This is a genomic window from Streptomyces solicavernae (assembly GCF_029968095.1).
Lineage (GTDB): Bacteria > Actinomycetota > Actinomycetes > Streptomycetales > Streptomycetaceae > Streptomyces > Streptomyces solicavernae.
Window position 1 is genome coordinate 73,046 of record NZ_JASCIR010000009.1, and the last position, 16,821, is coordinate 89,866.

The window sequence follows — 16,821 nt, forward strand, 5'->3', positions numbered from 1 at the left end:
TCGTTCGCGGCTGCGGCCCGGCTGTGGTTGCTCGCGCAGTTCCCCGCGCCCCTTTCGGGGCACGGGGAACTCGGCGTTTACAGCAACTCCCGCAACCGGTCCGCGAGCAGGTCCCAGCGCCACTTCTCCTCGACCCACTCCCGCCCCCGCTCCCCCATTCTGCGGCGCAGTTCGGGGTCCTGCAGGAGCGTGACGATGCGGTCGGCGGCCTCCGAGGGGGCGCCCCCCCGGACGACCCACCCCGTCTCCCCGTCGAGCACGGCATCCGGCGCCCCGCCCGAGTCGCCCGCGACCACCGGCAGGCCCGTCGCCGAGGCCTCCAGGTAGACGATGCCGAGGCCCTCCACGTCCAGGCCGCCCCGGCGCGTGCGGCAGGGCATGGCGAAGACGTCGCCGGCGCCGTAGTGCGCGGGCAGCTCCTCCCACGGCACGGACCCCGTGAACCGCACCGAGTCCGCCACCCCGGTCTCGGCGGCGAGCTTGCGCAGCTCGTTCTCGTACGGGCCGCCCCCGACGATCAACAGCACCGCGTCCGGGACCTTCGCGAGGATCGCGGGCAGGGCGCGGACCAGGGTGTCCTGGCCCTTGCGCGGCACGAGCCGGGAGACGCACACGACCACCGGCCGGCCGCTGAGGCCGAGCCGCGCCCGGACCTCGTCGCCGCCGGAGCCGGGGTGGAAGGTCTTCTCGTCGACGCCCGGCGGGAGTTGGACCATGCGGGCCGCGGCCGCGGGGCTGAGGGCGCGGGCGATGCGCGAGCGGGTGTACTCGCCGAGGTACGTGATCGTGTCCGTGGACTCCCCGATCCGCCCCAACAGGCCGCGGGAAACCGGGAGTTGGGCCCAGCCCGCCTCGTGCCCGTGCGTGGTGGCGACCAGGCGCTCCGCCCCGGCCCGGCGCAGCGCGGGCGCCATCAGGCCGAGCGGCGCGGCCGCCCCGAACCACACCGACGTACAGCCGTGCTCCTTGAGCAGGCCGACCGCGCGGCGGGTCACGCGCGGGGTCGGAAGCAGCATCGTCGTGCGGTCGCGTACGACGGTGAAGGGCTGCTCGGCGTCGAACGCGGCGGTGGCCTCGGCGCCCTCGCGGCCGCGCTTCCAGGTGGAGGCGTAGACGACCAGGCGGTCCGGGTCCAGGCGCAGCGCCATATTGTGCAGGAAGGCCTGGATGCCGCCGGGGCGGGGCGGGAAGTCGTTGGTGACGATCAGGGTCTTGTGCATCGCCGCCGACAGTACCGAACGGCCGCGCCGCACGCCCCGGCCGATCCCCGCCCGCCGCCGCGCTCGCCGTGCTCTCCCCCGGCCTGCGGCCCTTCCTCGACTACGCGACGGCGTTCTTCGCCCTGCGCTGCCTCCGCGCCGCGGCGGTCCTCAGCCCAGCACCCGCCGCAGATAGTCCTGCCACGCGCGCGTGAACGCCTCCGGGGTCAGGCCGAGCACGTCCCGCAGCGCCTCCGCCATCGCGCCCTCGCGCCCCGGGTGGGCGCCGGCCTTCCGGTAGAGGTCCACGAGCGCGCTCTCGCCGTGCCGTTCGGCGATCATGCGGCAGGCAAGCCAGCCGCTCTCGTACGCCCGCGCGAGCCGGCCCGCGTCGCCCGCGAAGCCGAACGCCGCGTCGTCCGGGAGCTGCTGCGGCACCCGCCCGGCGCGCACCTCACGGGTCACCTCGGGCGCCGCCTGCTCGGGCGCGCGGCCCGTGCCCCGGTACCCGACCCAGTCCGCGAAGCCCTCGGACAGCCACAGCGGAGTCGCGTCCGAGGTGGCGGCGCGGGTCGCCACATGGGTCGTCTCGTGGGTGAGGACGACCTGCTGGCCGAGGTCGCCGAGCAGGTCGTACGACTCGGGGTTGACGATCACCCGGTCCGCCGGGGCCTTCACGCCGCCGCCCGACTCGCCCGTGGTGACCGCCGCTATGCCCTGGTACGAGGAGGCGGAGGCGCCGAGCAGGTCGGCCATGTCCTGCGTCGAGTCCGGTACGAGGACCACGACGCGCCCCGGCCAGCCCCGCCCCCACGCGCGCTGCACGGCGGGCACGGCACGGTCGGCGAGGTCCGCGTACCGGCGCAGCCGCGACTCGCCCTGGCCCACGCCGAGGACCAGGCTGCGCTCGCCGCGCACCGCTGTGACGGCGCCCTGCTCCCACAGCTGCTCCCCGGCGTCCGGCCCCGGCCGCTCCGCCGCGACGTACCAGCGGCCGTCGCGCCGCCTCAGGTCGAGGGTGCGCTCGACGGTGACGGGGGCGCGGTCGTGCCCGGCGATGCGGTAGTCGAGGGCGGCCGTGGCGGTGGCGCCGGTGCGGGTGCGGTCGAGGCGGATGAGCCGGTACGTCCAGGAGTGGAGCGGGACCTGCGCGAGGTGGTCGAACTCGGCGCCGGGCCCGCCGGTGGCCGCGTACGCCTCCTCGTCCCGCCCCAGCACGGCCTCCGCGCGCCGCTCCAGCAGCGCCTCGACGGCGGTGGCGGCGGAGTCCCGCGGCGCCGGGGCGGAGCAGGAGGTACCGAGCAGGACCGCGGCCAGAGCCGCCCCCACCACCCGCCTGCACCACGCCCGACCCGCCATCCCCCCGATCGTACGAGCCTGGAAGCCCAAAAAGGGGCGCGGGGAACTGCACGAGCAACCACAGCCGACCCGTGAGCCTCGATCGGAAGCAGCCGCCCCACGGCGAGCGGGCGTTGTCCGGGGGCGGGGCTCAGACCCGGGTGACGCCCGAAACCGGCATCATGCCGACCGGGTCGTACCGCACCACGGCCCCCGGGTACGGGGCATGCACCACCTGACCCCCGCCCATGTACATCCCGATATGGCTCGCATCATCCCGGTACGTCACCAGGTCCCCGGGCCGGGCCTCCGCGAGGGAGACCTGGCGGCCCGCGCCCCGCTGGGCCTGCGAGGTGCGCGGCAGTCCGACGCCGGCCCTGCCGTACGCCCACTGGGTCAGGCCCGAACAGTCGAAGCCGCTCGGCCCGTTGGCGCCCCACACGTAGGGGCGTCCGACGGCCTGCCGGATCGCGGCGACGGCGGCCGCGGCCCGGCCCGAGGACGCGGCGGCTCCGGTGGGCGCGGGGACGGCGCCGGAGCCCTCCGTGATGGCCCGACGCTCCTGCGGGGAGAGGGAGTTGAGCAGCCGCTGCGCCCGCGCGAGCTTGGCCTCGACCTTGCGCTTGTGCCGGGCGACGGCCTTCCTGGACGCCTCCAGGTCGGCGAGCTTGCGGGTGGCCTCCGCGCGCTCCTGGGCGAGTTCGCGCTGTGCGGTACGGAGCTTGTCGAGGCGGCCGGCCTGGCGGGCGTTGATCCGGTTCAGGGTCGAGGACTTGGCGAGGTAGCCGTCGGGGTCCTCGGAGAGCATCAGGGCGAGCGTCGGGTCGATGCCGCCGGACCGGTACTGCGCCCCGGCCAGCGAACCGAGCACGCCCCGCATCGTGTTGATGCGCTCCTGCCCGCGCGCCACGCTGCCTTGCGTGTGGGCGATCTCGCGGCGCAGCCGGTCGGCCCGCTCATCGGCCTTGTCGTACGCCTGCGTCGCCCGCTCGGCCTCCTCGAAGAGGCGGGTGACCTCGGCCCGGGTCTCGGCCGGGGAGGCCTGCGGGTCGGCGGTGGCGGTCGGTGCGGTGAGGGCGGCGGCCGCGGTGGCCACGGCGGCGGACAGCACGATCGCCCGGGCGCTGAGGTCACGGCCGGGGCCGGGCTGCGCAGGGCGCGAAGGACGGCGATGGGACGCCACGGGGTACGTCTCTCCTTCCCGCGCCGCTGCGTCCACCGCCCTCGGGGCGGCGGAACTGCCGGGGAACAGCGGCGGTCGGACGTCCTCCGCGGCCGTCGGCCCGGATCCCGGCCTGCCGTCCCGCGGCGCGGAGCGACTTCCGGCGGGTTCCCGCTTCACCGGCCGGGCCCGGGACTTCGTCCCGGCCGAAGAGGCCTCCACAGGCGTCACTTCCCGCCCGTCCGGCGGTAGGTCCGACGGCGCTCGCCGACGAACAGCGGGGAAGCTATCAGCAGCCGGGGCGCGCCGGCGGCGCACCACACGCGCGTGAAAACGCCGAAACCCCGCCGTCCACGCAGGTGGACGGCGGGGCGCCGGGCCGGCACACGATCGGTGAATTCGCCCGTTCGGAGGGCGTGTCGGGACGTGCCGAGCCGCCTTCCGGCCGGTTGCGCGTGTCAGATACGGACGCCGAACTGGAACGGCATGTTGTTGATCGACTCGTACCGCACGGCGGCACCGGGCTTCGGGGCGTGCAGGATCTGGCCGTTGCCCGCGTAGAAGCCGACGTGGTGCAGGTCGCCGTAGAAGATGACCAGGTCGCCGGGCTTGAGCTCGCTGCGCCCGAGGCGGGTGCCGGCGTTGGCCTGGTCCTGCGAGATGCGCGGGATGGAGACGCCGGCCTGCGCGAACGACCACTGGGTCAGGCCCGAGCAGTCGAAGGAGCTGGGGCCGGTGGCGCCGTAGACGTACGGCGAACCGATCTTGCTCTTGGCGATGTTGAGGGCGGCGGCGCCACGGCCCGAGGCGGGCGCTTCGTCGCCCAGGTCGGCGCGGTCCCCGGCGGCGCGGCTGGCGCGCTCCTCCGCGGCGGCCATCGCGGCGCGCTCCTTCTCGGAGAGGGTGTTGAGCAGCTTCTGCGCCTCGGCGAGCTTGCCCTGGACTTCCTTCTTCTTCTCGCCCAGTTCCTCGCGGGTGTCCTCAAGGTCCTTGAGCTTGCCGGAGGCCTCGGAGCGCTGCTGCGCGAGGGTCCGCTGCTTCGACTGGATCTTCTTGAGGGCGTCGGCCTGCCTGCTCGTCAGCTGGTCGAGCGAGGAGGCCTTGTCGAGGTACGAGTCCGGGTCGGAGGAGAGGAAGAGCTGCACGGAGGGGTCGATGCCACCGGAGCGGTACTGCGCGCTGGCCAGCGAACCGATGCCGGAGCGCAGCTCGTTGAGCTCGTCCTGGCCGCGGGCGACCTTGTCCTGCAGATCGCTGATCTCGTCTTCGAGCTTGTCCTGCTGCTCCTTGGCGCCGTTGTACTTCTCGGTCGCCTTCTCGGCCTCTTCGTAGAGCTTGTCGACCTTCGCCTTGACGTCCTTCTTGCTCGGCTTGGGGTCGGCCTGTGCGGCCTGTGAAGTGAGGGCGACGGCAGCTGCGGCGGTCGCGGTGAGCACGGTCACGCGCGTGCGGCTCGGCTGCTTCGGTCGACGGTGGGACGCCACGGGGGCGGCTCCTTCTTCCTCAACGCGCCTACCGGTCGCGGTGGGCGGGACCCCCACCGCCACTCCTGATGAGTGATCAACCGAGCGGAGGTTCGAGCCCAGACACTAAGTGACCTCATCGTGATCCTTCAAATCCTGCCGGGGAAAATCTCGCCAGCGGAGCGGATTCTTTACTCTCAACGCACGGGCAGTGATGCGCACTTGACGCGGGGTAGCGCTTAGGGTTCGCCAAATCGGGCATTAGGGGCAGGAGTTGCCTTGTTCCTCGAATGCCGCGAGCGGGTAGTGATCGGTGCCGGGCGGGTGCGTCCAGAAGGTGAACGTCAAATGCGGCGCAAGCGCGGCGATTGAGGACGAGGCCGCAGGGCAACCGGGCGGGGCCCAGGCCGACGGTGCGGGGCGGACTACCCCCGCGACAACCTCTTCAGCAGCACCGCCGAAGCCACCGGCCGCGCCCCCGCCCGGGCGATCCCGTCGGCCACCTCGCGGTCCGTGGAGACGACGGTCACCGGCCGTCCGGGCGGTTCCGCCCGGACCAGCTGGCGGATCAGCTCGTCCGCCGTGACCCCCGGCTTCGAGAAGAGCACCCGTACCCCGCGCGGCGGCGCGAGCAGCACCGGGGCGGCCAGTTCCGCACCGTCGAAGACACAGGTGACCTCGGCCCCGGTCTGCGCGGCGAGCGCGGAGAGCGAACCGAGCAGCCGCAGCCGCTGCTTCTCCAACGGCATCGTGGGATAGCCGGTCTTGGTGACGTTGTACCCGTCCACGACCAGGTGGGCCTGGGGCAGCGCAAGGAGCTGGTCGAGGATCGCCGGGTCGTTCTCGGACAGCGCGCGGGCCGCGATGTCCTTGGGCGTCATCCGGCCGGGCTCGACCGCGTCCACGGTCTCCGCAGGGCGTACGGACACGGGCGGCAGGGCGAGTTCGCGGCGCAGGCCCTGCGTCGACTCCAGGAGGGTGTCGAGCAGCAGCCGCACCCGCATGTCCTCCACGGACCGCCCCTCGCGGCTGGCCTTGCGGCTGGCTTCGAGCGCGGACTCGGCCTCGCCGAGCCGGGACTTGAGGCGACGGGCCTCGCTGTCGGCGGCGGAGAGCTGCGTGTGCGTCTCGGCGCGCAGCGCCTCCGCCTCTGCGGCGGCCTTGCGCAGCGCCGCCTCGCCGCGCTTGATGTCACTGTGTGCCGCGCGCAGCTTGCGGTGCAGCGACTCGGCCTCGCGCTTGGCGGTGTCCAGTTCGGTGCGCAGCCGCTCCGTCTCGGAGCGGGACTTGTCGCGGGCCTCGGCGAGTTCGCGGCGCAGCCGCTCCAGCTCCGTCCGGGTCTCCTCGCCGACCCGCTCGGCGTCGGCGCGCTGCGCCTCCTCGCCGGCGGCGGTGACCAACTTGACCCAGCCGGTGGGCCGCAGGACGTACGCGGCGGCCGCGACGTCCAGCGGGTCGGCGGCCGGGGGCGGGGTACCGGCGTCGAGCGCGTCGGCGAGTTCGGGCTGGGCCTCGCGGAGGCGTTCGCCGATGCGCTGCCGGAAGAGGGTCTCGCCCTCCAGGGCCGCGGCCATCGCGTTGCCCGCGAACTTCAGGCGCCGGGTGGGGGTGAAGCGCGCGTACTGCCGCAGCTGGGCGGGGAGTTCGGCGACGGTCAGGCCGCCGAAGCCCTCCGCGGCGATCGCGACGACGCGGCGGCGCACGCCTTCGGGCAGCGGACGGTCGAGCGTCTCGGCGGGGCCGTCGGCCGCACCGGCAGGCTCGGCACCGGAGTCACGCCCCGCCGCACCGGCAGGCTCGGCACCGGAGTCACGCCCCGCCGCACCGGCAGGCTGGGCACCGGAGCCATGCTCACCCGCCTCCACCATCCGTCACCCCACTTGCTGTGGGCGGGACCCCTCAGGATTCCGCGCCCGGCCTGTCCACCAACTCGATCTGGTCCACCGCGTTGCACCAGCGGCAGCGCACGGACTCGATGGTCTCACTGACCACCTCGCGTTCCTCGACCTTCGGCTCACCGGCCAGGTCGAGATGGACGTACTCCACCACCTTCGAGGAGCGGGTGACGTCGAAACGCGTGAGGTTGCCGCACAGCGTGCAGCGCCAGCGGGTGGTGTCGGTCGGCAGGGGAACCGTCATCGCGCTCGTGCGCCTTTCCTCGGGTCGTACTCGGGTCGTGCTCGGGGTAGTGCTCGGTGGGTCCCGGTGGGTCCCGGGGGGAAACACTCCGTTTCAACCCTACGGCCTGCCGGAGGGCCTGGGTACGCCGCGTCCACGGGCCGGTACGGCGAGGCGGTCCGTCCCGCTCGGCCCCGTTACGTCAGGATCTGTCGCATGATCACGGACAAGAGCGGACCAAGCCCCGCCGCCCAGGCGCTCAAGCAGCTGCTGCTCGGCCACGGCCCCGTTGTCACGTACGCCCTGGCCGCGCTCTGCTGCGCGGTCTTCGTGCTCTCCCCGTCCTCGGGCCTGAACGCCACGTACGGCACCGGGGAGGCGCTGCTCGCCGCGCAGCGCGGCTACTTCCAGCGCTGGGGGGTGATCCCGGCCGAGCTGCTCACCGGCGACCCGCGGGCCGCGCTGACCCCGCTGACCGCGCTGTTCGTGCACGGCAGCTGGCTCCATCTGCTCGGCAACGTGCTGTTCCTGTGCGTGTTCGGCGTGATGGCCGAGGAGCGGATGGGGCACCTCCAGTTCGCGCTGTTCTACCTGGGCTGCGGCGCCCTCGCGCTGTGTGCGTACGCGATGGTCCACGGGGACTCGCAGGCGACCCTCGTCGGGGCCTCCGGGGCGATCGCGGCGGTGCTCGGGGCGTTTCTGCGGCTGTTCCCGAAGGCCCGGGTGACGAGCCTCTTCCCGTTCCTGTTCTTCGTGCCGCTGCGTTTCCCCGCCTGGATCGTGCTGCCGTTCTGGGTGGCCCTGCAGTGGGTGGCGGCCCAGCGCGACTCGGGCGGCCCCGGGGTCGCGTATCTGGCACACGTGGTGGGGTTCTCGCTTGGTTTCGTCTACGCGTGGGTGCGCTATTCCCGTACGGCTAGGCTGGGGGGCACTGCGACGACGGCCACCGAGGGAGACAGTCAGCCGTGATCACCGCGATCGTGCTCATCAAGACCAGCGTGGACCGGATTCCGGAGATCGCCGAGTCGATCGCCGCGCTGGACAGCGTCAGCGAGGTCTTCTCCGTGACCGGTACGTACGACCTGATCGCCATGGTGCGGGTCGCGCGCCACGACGACCTGGCGGACGTGATCCCCGGCCGGATCAGCAAGATCCCCGGCGTGGAGGGCACGGACACGCACGTCGCGTTCCGTACCTACTCCCAGCACGACCTCGAAGCCGCCTTCGCCATCGGCCTCGACTCCTGATCCGGGCATCCGGGCATCCATACCCCCGTACATCCGGACACCTGTCCGCCGTGAGCGGCGCCGGATGAAGGTTCCTTCACCTTGGCCTCATCCTGGCGCCGCACCCCGTACCGCACGCTCGATGCATGGCCTTCTCCCACCGCATGGCGGCCCTCGCCGCCGTCGTCGCGATTCCGCTCGGCATCGCGGCGACCAGCTACGCCCTCACCGACAGCCCCGAGCCGCCCAAGGCGCCGCCCAAGCTGGAGCTGGAGAGCGGTTCGCCGACCCCGTCCGGCTCGGGTTCCGGCTCCCCGAAGCCGGAGCCGACGCCGACGCCCAGCGACGAGGTGGTCTCGCGGCCGCCGGTGAGCGACGGCCCCACGGGCGGCGACGATGACGGCGCGGACGGCCCGGACGAATCCGCCGACGACACCGACGACCGGTCCGAGCGCGGCGCGGGAGACCGTGACGACGGCTGAACCCGGGCCCGCGCGGTGGATATCCGCGCGCGTCCGGATCCTGCTCTGGCTGCTCGTCGTGATGGCCGTGGCGCTCGCCGCGGTCGCGATGACCACCCGCTCCGTCCTGGTCCGCGACGTCGACCACCGCATCTCCCGGCTGCTCGCCCAGGAGACCAGCGAGTTCACCAACTTCGAGGCGCAGGGCGTCGATCCGGAGACCGGCCGCCCGTTCACCGACCCGGACCGCCTGATCCACGTCTTCCTCGAACGGCAGTACGCCGACACCGACGAGGAACTGCTCGGCCTGGTCGCCCGCGACGGCCGCTCCCCCGCCCAGCGCGTCCAGCAGCGCGAGATTCCGGTCGAGCGCCCGCTGCACGAGGACGCCGCCGCCCGCCGCGCGATCTTCGAGGCGGACGAGGCCACCGGCGCCCTGCACCGCCCCGAGGGGGAGATCCGCTGGGCCAAGGTGAGCGTCGCCCGGCACGGCGGCGAACCGGAGGCGGCCTTCGTGGTCGCCTTCCACCCAGAGCGCGAACTCGCCCGCGTGGACGAGGTGTTCCGCCTGATGCTCGCGATCTCCGGAGTGGCGCTCCTGATGACGACGGGCATCGGCTGGGCCGTCGCGGGCCGCATCCTCAAGCCCGTACGCACGGTCCGTACCGCCGCCGCCCAGCTGACCGAGCAGGACCTCACCCAGCGCATTCCGGTGCAGGGCCGGGACGACGTGGCGGCGCTCGCCGAGACGTTCAACGCGATGCTGGACCGCCTGGAGCGGGCGTTCGCCGCGCAGCGGGAGTTCGTCGACGACGCCGGGCACGAGCTGCGCACCCCCATCACCATCGTCCGCGGGCACCTGGAGCTGATGGGCGACGATCCGGCCGAGCGCGAGGAGACCGTCCGCCTGGTCACCGACGAACTGGACCGGATGAGCCGGATCGTCGAGGACCTGCTGCTGCTCGCCAAGGCCGAGCGGCCGGACTTCGTCACCCCGGCGCCCGTGCAGCTCGCGGAGCTCACCGCCGATGTCTTCGTCAAGGCCCGCACCCTCGGCGAGCGCGACTGGCAGCTGCCCGAAGTGGCCGACGGCGAGGCCGGGCTGGACGCCCAGCGGATCACCCAGGCGATGGTCCAGCTGGCCCAGAACGCGGTCCAGCACACCACCGCGGGCCAGACCGTCCGGATCGGGTCACGCCTGGCCGGGGCCCGGGTCGAGCTGTACGTCGCCGACTCGGGCCCCGGCGTGCAGCCGCAGGACGCCGAGGTGATCTTCGAACGGTTCCGACGCGGCACGGCCCGGCGCGGCGCCCGTACGACCGGGGCCGGGCTCGGCCTGGCCATCGTGCGGGCGATCGCCGAGGGCCACCGGGGCGGCGTGCGGCTGAGGTCATCGGACGCCGGGGCCACGTTCGTACTCGATCTGCCGCTGGAGGAAGACCGTTGAACGCTCCCCTCCCTCGAAAGGGACACAGGTGAACCGGATTCTGATCGTCGAGGACGAGGACCGCATCGCCTCGTTCGTCGAGAAGGGCCTGCGCGCCAACGGCTTCACCACCACCGTGGTCGGCGACGGCGACGCGGCCCACGACTACGCCCTGACCGGCGGCTTCGACCTGATCGTCCTGGACATCGGCCTGCCGGGCCGGGACGGCTTCACGGTTCTGCGGCAGCTGCGCGAGGCCCGCGTCACGGTCCCGGTGATCGTGCTGACCGCGCGGGACTCCGTACGGGACACGGTCGCGGGCCTCGAAGGGGGCGCGGACGACTGGATGACCAAGCCGTTCCGCTTCGAGGAGCTGCTCGCCCGGGTCCGGCTCCGCCTGCGCACCGCGGCCCGCGCCCCCGAGGTGACGGTGCTGCGCAGCGGCGAGCTGAGCCTGGATCTCCGTACCCGCAGGGCGCGTTCGGGGACACGGACGGTGGACCTCACGGCCCGCGAGTTCGTGCTGCTCGAACTGTTCCTGCGCCACCCCGGCCAGGTCCTCGCCCGCGAGCAGATCCTGTCGCACGTGTGGGGCTACGACTTCGACCCGGGCTCCAACATCGTGGACGTCTACGTGCGCGCGCTGCGCAAGAAGCTGGGCGCGGAGCGGGTGGAGACGGTTCGGGGGATGGGGTACCGGCTGCCGGGGGACGCGGCGTAAGGGGCATGTCGGCCGTGGGTGAACTTCCTTTCATTTACGGCTCATAGAGGACTCACGCCCGCCTCGAAGACTGTCGTACGTGACAGTGAACTTCCGGCAAGCGGCAACCCTCTGCGTGGCCCTGACCCTCTGCGGGCTGCTGCTCGTCCCCACCAACTTCCCCGGCCTCGGCGGCGACGCCCGTCTCACCCTCGCCGTGTTCGCGCTCGCGACGTGCGCGTGGATCGGCACGCCGATCGACGACACGTACATCGCGCTCGGCGCGGGGCTGGCGCTCACCGCGACCGGGGTGATCAGCAGCGACACCCTCTTCGGCACCCTCGGCGACGCCACGGTGTGGCTGCTGATCTGCGCGTTCGTGCTCGCCGCGGCGGTGGCCCGGACGGGGCTCGCGGGGCGTGCGGCGGCGTTCCTGGTCTCGGGGGCCCGCAGCGTACGGCAGTTGACGCATCTGACGACCGCCGCGCTGGTGGTGACGGCCTTCGCGGTGCCGGCCACCTCGGGGCGGGCCGCGCTCGCGCTGCCCGTCTTCCTGGCGCTCGCCAAGGTGCTGTCCGACCGCAGGCGGCTCGTCGTGATGCTGGCGCTGCTGTTCCCGACGGTGATCCTGCTCTCGGCGGTGGCGACGCTGATCGGCGCGGGGGCGCATCTGATCACCGTGTCGGTGCTGTGGGAGGCGACCGGTGACCGGATCGGGTTCACGCAGTGGCTGCTGCTCGGCCTGCCGCTCGCCGTCGCCTCCTCCCATCTGGCCGCCGAACTCGTCCTGTTGACGACGACCCGGCGGGCGGACCGGCGCGGCCCGGTCCGGATCACCGCCGACCGGATACAGGAGCACAGCGAGCAGCCCGTGACCGGCCCGCTGTCCTCCGCCGAGGCCCGCTGCGCGCTGCTGCTCGGCACGGTCGTCGCCCTGTGGTGCAGCGAGCCGTTGCACCAGGTGCCGCCCGCCGTGGTCGCGTTGATCGGCGCGGTCGTCGCGGCCTCCCCCGCGCTCGGCACCGTACGCCTGAAGGACGCCCTGAAGACGGTGCCGTGGGCGCTGCTGCTCTTCATGGCCGCGACGATGGCGATGGGCGTGGCGCTCGCCGACTCGGGTGCGGCGAAGTGGCTGGTGTCGGGGCTGCCGGTGGCGGTGGAGCCGTGGGTGTTCCTCGGGGTGGTCGTGGTGATCAGCACCGCGGCCCACCTGATCCTGCAGTCCCGCTCGGCCCGTTCCTCGGTGCTCGTCCCGCTGGTCGTGGCGGCGGCGGTCGGGGCGGGCGTCAACCCGGTGGCCGCCGCGCTCGCCTCCACGGCCGCCGCGGGCTTCTGTCACACCCTGCCCGCCTCGGCGAAGCCGGTCACGCTCTTCTCCGACCTGGCGGGCACGCCCACGTACGGCCCTCGCGACCTGCTGCGCCTGTCCGCCGTCCTTGCCCCGGCGACCGCCGCGCTCGTCCTGCTCTTCGCCCTCACCGTCTGGCCGCTGCTCGGCGTGCCGGTCCTGAACCCCTGAACTCACCTGTGTCATCGAGGAGTTGACAGCCATGCTGACCCGTTTCGCCGTAGCCCCCAGCGGCTTCAAGGAGTCCCTGTCCGCCCAGGACGCCGCCGAGGCGATCGCCTCGGGGGTACGCCGTGTCGTCCCGCACGCCGAGGTCGACCTGATCCCGCTGGTCGACGGCGGCGAGGGCACCGCGGGCGCGCTCGCCTCGGCCACCGGCGGCCGGCTCGTCGCGCTCCCGGCGACCGGCCCGGTCGGCGAGCGGGTCGGCACCCACTTCGCGCTGCTCGACGGGGACACGGCGGTGGTCGAGATGGCCGCGGTCGCCGGCCTCTCCCTGGTCCCGCAGGCCCTGCGCGACCCGGGCGCCACGACCACGTACGGCGTCGGCGAGCTGATCCGCGCCGCCCTGGACACGGGGGTGCGGCGCATCCTGGTCGGCTGCGGCGACTCCGGTACGTCGGACGGCGGCGCCGGCGCCCTGCAGGCTCTCGGCGCCCGGCTGCTCACCGCGAGGGGGTACGAACTCCCGCGCGGCGGCACCGAGTTGCGCCGCCTGGACCGCGTCGACGCGAGCGGCCTCGACCCGCGCCTGAAGGACGTGGAGCTCCAGGTCGCCTGCAACCCGTTCAACGTGCTGTGCGGGGAGCGCGGCGTGGCCCGCGTGTTCGGACCGCAGAAGGGCGCCTCCCCCGAGCAGGTGGAGGAGCTGTCGGCGGGCCTGGAGCGCTGGGCGTACGTACTGGAACGCGACCTCGGCGCCGTCGGCCTGCGCGAGGGCCCCGGCACCGGCGCGTCCGGCGGCCTCGGCGCGGGCCTCGCCGCCCTGGGCGCCCGCCTGCTCCCCCGCTTCGACGTGCTCCTGGACCACCTGGACCTGGACGCCCGCCTGGCCCGCGCCGACCTGGTCGTGACCGCGGAGGGCGCCCTGGACCACCAGACGCCGCGCGGCAAGGTACCGGCCGAGGTGGCCCGTCGCGCGAAGCAGTCCGGCCGGCCGGTGCTCGCCCTCGCGGGCACGATCGGGGAGGGCGCTCACCAGGTCACGGCGGCGGGAGTGGACGCGTACAGCTCGATCCTCCCGGCCCCGGTGTCCCTGCCGGAGGCGCTGGGCCGGGGCGGGGAGTTCTTGACGGACGCCACGGAACGAGCCCTGCGGATGGTGCTGTTGGGGGCACGGTTGGCGGCGTGAGCAATGCAGTTTGTCCGGCTAGGACGCCGAACCCGTGTCCGGCACGCAACGACCACCCTCGGTGCGGTACGACCACCGCGCACCGTCCCGTACCAGCTCCCGGACCGCCCGTACGAACCGCTCCACGTGCTCGTCCGGGGTGCCCGCGCCGAAGCTGACGCGGATCGCGTTGAGGGACTTCTCGCCGGGCGCGCCCTCCGGGGCACCGCACTCGCCCTGCTCCTGCGGGTCGCTGCCGAGGAGGGTGCGGACCAGGGGGTGGGCGCAGAACAGGCCGTCCCGTACGCCGATCCCGTACTCGGCGGAGAGCGCGGCGGCGAAGTGCGAGCTGTTCCAGCCCTCCACGACGAAGGAGAGCACCCCGACCCGCGGCGCGTCGTCGCCGAACAGCGAGAGCACCTTCACCTCGGGCACCTCGGCGAACCCGTCCCGCACCAGGTCGATCAGCTGCCGCTCGCGCGCCACGAGCGAGTCGAACCCGGCCTCGGTGAGCGCCTTGCAGGCGGAGGCGATGGAGTACGCGCCGATCACGTTCGGCGAACCGGCCTCGTGGCGGGCCGCGGTGGTGTGCCACTCGACGTCCACGCCGCCGTCCGTACGCCGGGCCACAGCCTTCGACGCGCCGCCGCCGGCGAGGTACGGCTCGGCCTCCTGCAGCCAGTCGGCGCGCCCGGCGAGCACACCGGAGCCGAACGGCGCGTACAGCTTGTGCCCGGAGAACGCGACCCAGTCGACGTCCAACTCCCGGACGGAGAGCGGGTGGTGGGGTGCGAGCTGGGCGGCGTCGAGGACGATCCGGGCGCCGTGCGCGTGCGCGGCGGCGGCGAGCTCCTTCACGGGCCACAGCTCACCGGTCACGTTGGAGGCGCCGGTGACGCACACGAGCGCCGGACCATTGGGGCCTCCCCTGCTCGAACGAAGCTGAGAGCTCGGGGAAGGCTCGCGGTCGGCGAGCGCCCGCTCCAGGGTGGTGACGGCCTCACCGGGCGTGCGGGGCGCGTTGAGGTACGTGACCCGCGCGTCGCGCCACGGCAGCAGCGAGGCGTGGTGCTCGGTCTCGAAGACGAAGACCTGGCAGTCGGCGGGCAGCGCGGCGGCGAGCAGATTGAGGGAGTCGGTGGTGGACCGGGTGAAGACCAGCTGGTCGTCCGCGCGGCAGTCGAGGAACTCCTCGACGGTGCGGCGCGCGTTCTCGAACAGGTCGGTGGAGAGCTGCGAGAGGTACCCGGCGCCGCGGTGCACGCTGCCGTAGTACGGGGCGTAGGCGGCCACGTCGTCCCACACGCGCTGCAGGGCCGGCGCGCTGGCGGCGTAGTCGAGGGCCGCGTAGGTCACTTCGCCGCCGGTCACCAGCGGGACGGTGACGTCCCGGCCGAGGACGGGCAGCGGGGTACAGCCGGACTCGTCGGCGGCGGCAGAGGCGGCGGTGGTGGTGGCGGCAGAGGTGGCGACAGACATGGCGAACTCCCGTAAGAGGCAGGCGAATTCACCGCGACCGGACGCAGCCTCAAGCACACACGGGGGTGCACGGGGGCGCGTCGACGGCGCGGGAGTGAGGAAAGAAAGGTGATACGCGGGAAGGGGCTCTGCGCCCTATCGCATTCGCTTGCTCACGAGACTGCTCCCTTGAGGACCAGGACCCCAGGGTGTGCAGGGGTCCGCGCTTGCCGCAGACCTCGCTGCCTGCGGCCTGGTCTTCACCCGGGGCACCCCGCCACGGACGGAGGGTTGCCGGACAGCGGGCCGGGGCCTCGATCGCTGTCACTCATGACCTGACGAGCATCTTGCCAGAAGATCGAGCACGCGCAAGGCGCAGTCCAGAATCCGGACTGCGCCTTGCGTCACACTGCCTGCTGTCTCAGCAGATACGGGCTCACGAGTTGCTGGCCGCGACCCACCGGTCGAGCGCCCGCTTCGCCGCCCCCGAGTCGATCGACTCGGCCGCCCTGGCCATCCCGGCCGCGATCTGCTCGGCCAGCGGCGCCCCGGTCGGCTCCAACGCCACCAGCGCCGCCGCCGCGTTGAGCAGCACGGCCTCCCGTACGGGCCCGGTCTCGCCGCTCAGCAGCCGCCGGGCCACATCGGCGTTGTACGAGGCGTCCGCGCCGCGCAGCGCCTCCACGGGCACGAGATCGACGCCGACGTCCCGGGGGTCGAAGGCCTCCTCACGCACGCTCCCGTCGCGCACGATCCACACCCGCGAGGTGGCGGTGGTGGTGAGCTCGTCCAGGCCGTCGTCCCCGCGGAACACCAGGGCACTGGAGCCGCGCTTGGCGAGCACTCCGGCGACGATCGGCGCCATCCGCGGGTCGGCGACGCCGGTGGCCTGGGCCTTGACGTGGGCGGGGTTGGTGAGCGGGCCGAGGAAGTTGAAGGTCGTCCGGATCCCCAACTCCTTGCGCGCGGCGGCCACATGGCGCAGCGCGGGGTGGAACTTCACCGCGAAGCAGAAGGTGATGCCCGCCTCGCCGGCCACCTCGGCGACCCGCCGCGGCGTCAACTCCAGATTCACCCCGAGCTTCTCCAGGACATCCGAGGCCCCGCTCGCACTCGAAGCCGCCCGGTTGCCGTGCTTGACGACCTTGGTGCCGGTGCCGGCCACCACGATCGCGGACATCGTGGAGATGTTGACGGTCTTCGCGCCGTCCCCGCCGGTGCCGACGATGTCGACGCTGGGCCCGGGCACCTCGATGGTGTTGGCGTGCTCGTACATGGTCCGTACCAGACCGGAGATCTCCTCCACGGTCTCGCCCTTGGCCCGCAGCGCCACCGCGAACCCGGCGATCTGCGCGTCCGTCGCCTCGCCGCGCATGATGCGGTCCATCGCCCACGCGGTGTCGTCGGCGCTCTGGTCCCGCCCTTCGAGCAGTCCGTTCAGTACGTCGGGCCAGGTACGGCCCGCCGCGTGGTTGCCTCCAGCGGGGGTCGTAGCGCTGCTCATGGCTACTCCTGGTCTCGTACGTACGAAAGGGGTGTGGGCCCCAGCCTAGCCAAGGCCGGGGACGGCAAAGAGCCCCGTCCGACGATTG

The 16,821-nt window shown here is 73.3% G+C and carries 15 protein-coding genes and 1 riboswitch; of the genes, 7 read left to right on the top strand and 8 right to left on the bottom strand.

From position 1 onward, the window contains the following. Positions 1-77: 77 nt before the first annotated feature. The 6 genes from QIS99_RS13305 to QIS99_RS13330 all read right to left on the bottom strand — a co-directional run bounded on the left by QIS99_RS13305 (position 78) and on the right by QIS99_RS13330 (position 7,301). Positions 78-1,220, bottom strand: coding sequence for a glycosyltransferase family 4 protein (locus tag QIS99_RS13305; RefSeq protein WP_282513452.1), 1,143 nt, complete (start codon positions 1,218-1,220; stop codon positions 78-80). A 150-nt stretch (positions 1,221-1,370) separates the two neighbouring features. Further along, complete coding sequence (locus QIS99_RS13310; RefSeq protein WP_282513453.1) at positions 1,371-2,558, bottom strand: hypothetical protein; 1,188 nt, start codon at positions 2,556-2,558, stop codon at positions 1,371-1,373. A 130-nt stretch (positions 2,559-2,688) separates the two neighbouring features. Further along, the gene (locus QIS99_RS13315; RefSeq protein WP_408909550.1) at positions 2,689-3,720 is read right to left on the bottom strand and encodes a C40 family peptidase; all 1,032 of its coding nucleotides are present in this window, start codon (positions 3,718-3,720) and stop codon (positions 2,689-2,691) included. Positions 3,721-4,157: 437 nt separating this feature from the next. Then, positions 4,158-5,183, bottom strand: coding sequence for a C40 family peptidase (locus tag QIS99_RS13320; protein WP_282513454.1), 1,026 nt, complete (start codon positions 5,181-5,183; stop codon positions 4,158-4,160). A 404-nt stretch (positions 5,184-5,587) separates the two neighbouring features. Next, positions 5,588-7,030, bottom strand: a complete 1,443-nt coding sequence (locus QIS99_RS13325) for an NYN domain-containing protein (RefSeq protein WP_282513455.1) — start codon at positions 7,028-7,030, stop codon at positions 5,588-5,590. Positions 7,031-7,061: 31 nt separating this feature from the next. Next, the gene (locus QIS99_RS13330) at positions 7,062-7,301 is read right to left on the bottom strand and encodes a hypothetical protein (protein WP_161699610.1); all 240 of its coding nucleotides are present in this window, start codon (positions 7,299-7,301) and stop codon (positions 7,062-7,064) included. Positions 7,302-7,496: 195 nt separating this feature from the next. Here QIS99_RS13330 and QIS99_RS13335 point away from each other — a divergent pair, with 195 nt between their 5' ends. The 7 genes from QIS99_RS13335 to QIS99_RS13365 all read left to right on the top strand — a co-directional run bounded on the left by QIS99_RS13335 (position 7,497) and on the right by QIS99_RS13365 (position 13,792). Then, entirely contained in the window at positions 7,497-8,249 is a 753-nt protein-coding gene (locus tag QIS99_RS13335; protein WP_282513456.1) for a rhomboid family intramembrane serine protease, read from the top strand. Beyond that, positions 8,246-8,527, top strand: a complete 282-nt coding sequence (locus tag QIS99_RS13340) for an Lrp/AsnC family transcriptional regulator (RefSeq protein ID WP_161699606.1) — start codon at positions 8,246-8,248, stop codon at positions 8,525-8,527. Before QIS99_RS13335 ends, QIS99_RS13340 begins: the two co-directional genes overlap by 4 nt. A 125-nt stretch (positions 8,528-8,652) precedes the next feature. Further along, on the top strand, positions 8,653-8,988 hold the full coding sequence (locus QIS99_RS13345) for a small secreted hydrophilic protein (RefSeq protein WP_282513457.1): 336 nt from the start codon (positions 8,653-8,655) through the stop codon (positions 8,986-8,988). Next, positions 8,975-10,414: a sensor histidine kinase gene (locus QIS99_RS13350; protein WP_282513458.1), complete on the top strand. Its 1,440-nt coding sequence runs from the start codon at positions 8,975-8,977 to the stop codon at positions 10,412-10,414. The genes QIS99_RS13345 and QIS99_RS13350 overlap by 14 nt, the downstream gene beginning before the upstream one ends. A gap of 28 nt (positions 10,415-10,442) precedes the next feature. After that, positions 10,443-11,114: a response regulator transcription factor gene (locus QIS99_RS13355; RefSeq protein WP_282513459.1), complete on the top strand. Its 672-nt coding sequence runs from the start codon at positions 10,443-10,445 to the stop codon at positions 11,112-11,114. 79 nt (positions 11,115-11,193) lie between these two features. Then, on the top strand, positions 11,194-12,612 hold the full coding sequence (locus QIS99_RS13360; protein ID WP_282513460.1) for an SLC13 family permease: 1,419 nt from the start codon (positions 11,194-11,196) through the stop codon (positions 12,610-12,612). Between the two features lie 31 nt (positions 12,613-12,643). Then, positions 12,644-13,792, top strand: a complete 1,149-nt coding sequence (locus tag QIS99_RS13365; protein WP_282513461.1) for a glycerate kinase family protein — start codon at positions 12,644-12,646, stop codon at positions 13,790-13,792. Positions 13,793-13,810: 18 nt separating this feature from the next. Here the strand turns inward: QIS99_RS13365 and QIS99_RS13370 are convergent, their stop codons facing one another. Beyond that, a complete protein-coding gene (locus QIS99_RS13370; protein WP_282513462.1) occupies positions 13,811-15,250 on the bottom strand; it encodes an aminotransferase class V-fold PLP-dependent enzyme in 1,440 nt (479 codons plus the stop codon). A 197-nt stretch (positions 15,251-15,447) separates the two neighbouring features. Further along, positions 15,448-15,565, bottom strand: a riboswitch (SAM riboswitch). 100 nt (positions 15,566-15,665) lie between these two features. Then, positions 15,666-16,733, bottom strand: coding sequence for an anthranilate phosphoribosyltransferase (gene trpD, locus QIS99_RS13375; RefSeq protein ID WP_282513463.1), 1,068 nt, complete (start codon positions 16,731-16,733; stop codon positions 15,666-15,668). Between the last annotated feature and the right edge of the window lie 88 nt (positions 16,734-16,821).

Coding starts and splice junctions, on each gene's coding strand:
- QIS99_RS13330 (WP_161699610.1), bottom strand. CDS start 7,301: ATGACGGTTCCCCTGCCGACCGACACCACCCGCTGGCGCTGCACGCTG.
- QIS99_RS13305 (WP_282513452.1), bottom strand. CDS start 1,220: ATGCACAAGACCCTGATCGTCACCAACGACTTCCCGCCCCGCCCCGGC.
- QIS99_RS13310 (WP_282513453.1), bottom strand. CDS start 2,558: ATGGCGGGTCGGGCGTGGTGCAGGCGGGTGGTGGGGGCGGCTCTGGCC.
- QIS99_RS13365 (WP_282513461.1), top strand. CDS start 12,644: ATGCTGACCCGTTTCGCCGTAGCCCCCAGCGGCTTCAAGGAGTCCCTG.
- QIS99_RS13370 (WP_282513462.1), bottom strand. CDS start 15,250: ATGTCTGTCGCCACCTCTGCCGCCACCACCACCGCCGCCTCTGCCGCC.
- QIS99_RS13335 (WP_282513456.1), top strand. CDS start 7,497: ATGATCACGGACAAGAGCGGACCAAGCCCCGCCGCCCAGGCGCTCAAG.
- trpD (WP_282513463.1), bottom strand. CDS start 16,733: ATGAGCAGCGCTACGACCCCCGCTGGAGGCAACCACGCGGCGGGCCGT.
- QIS99_RS13345 (WP_282513457.1), top strand. CDS start 8,653: ATGGCCTTCTCCCACCGCATGGCGGCCCTCGCCGCCGTCGTCGCGATT.
- QIS99_RS13325 (WP_282513455.1), bottom strand. CDS start 7,030: ATGGTGGAGGCGGGTGAGCATGGCTCCGGTGCCCAGCCTGCCGGTGCG.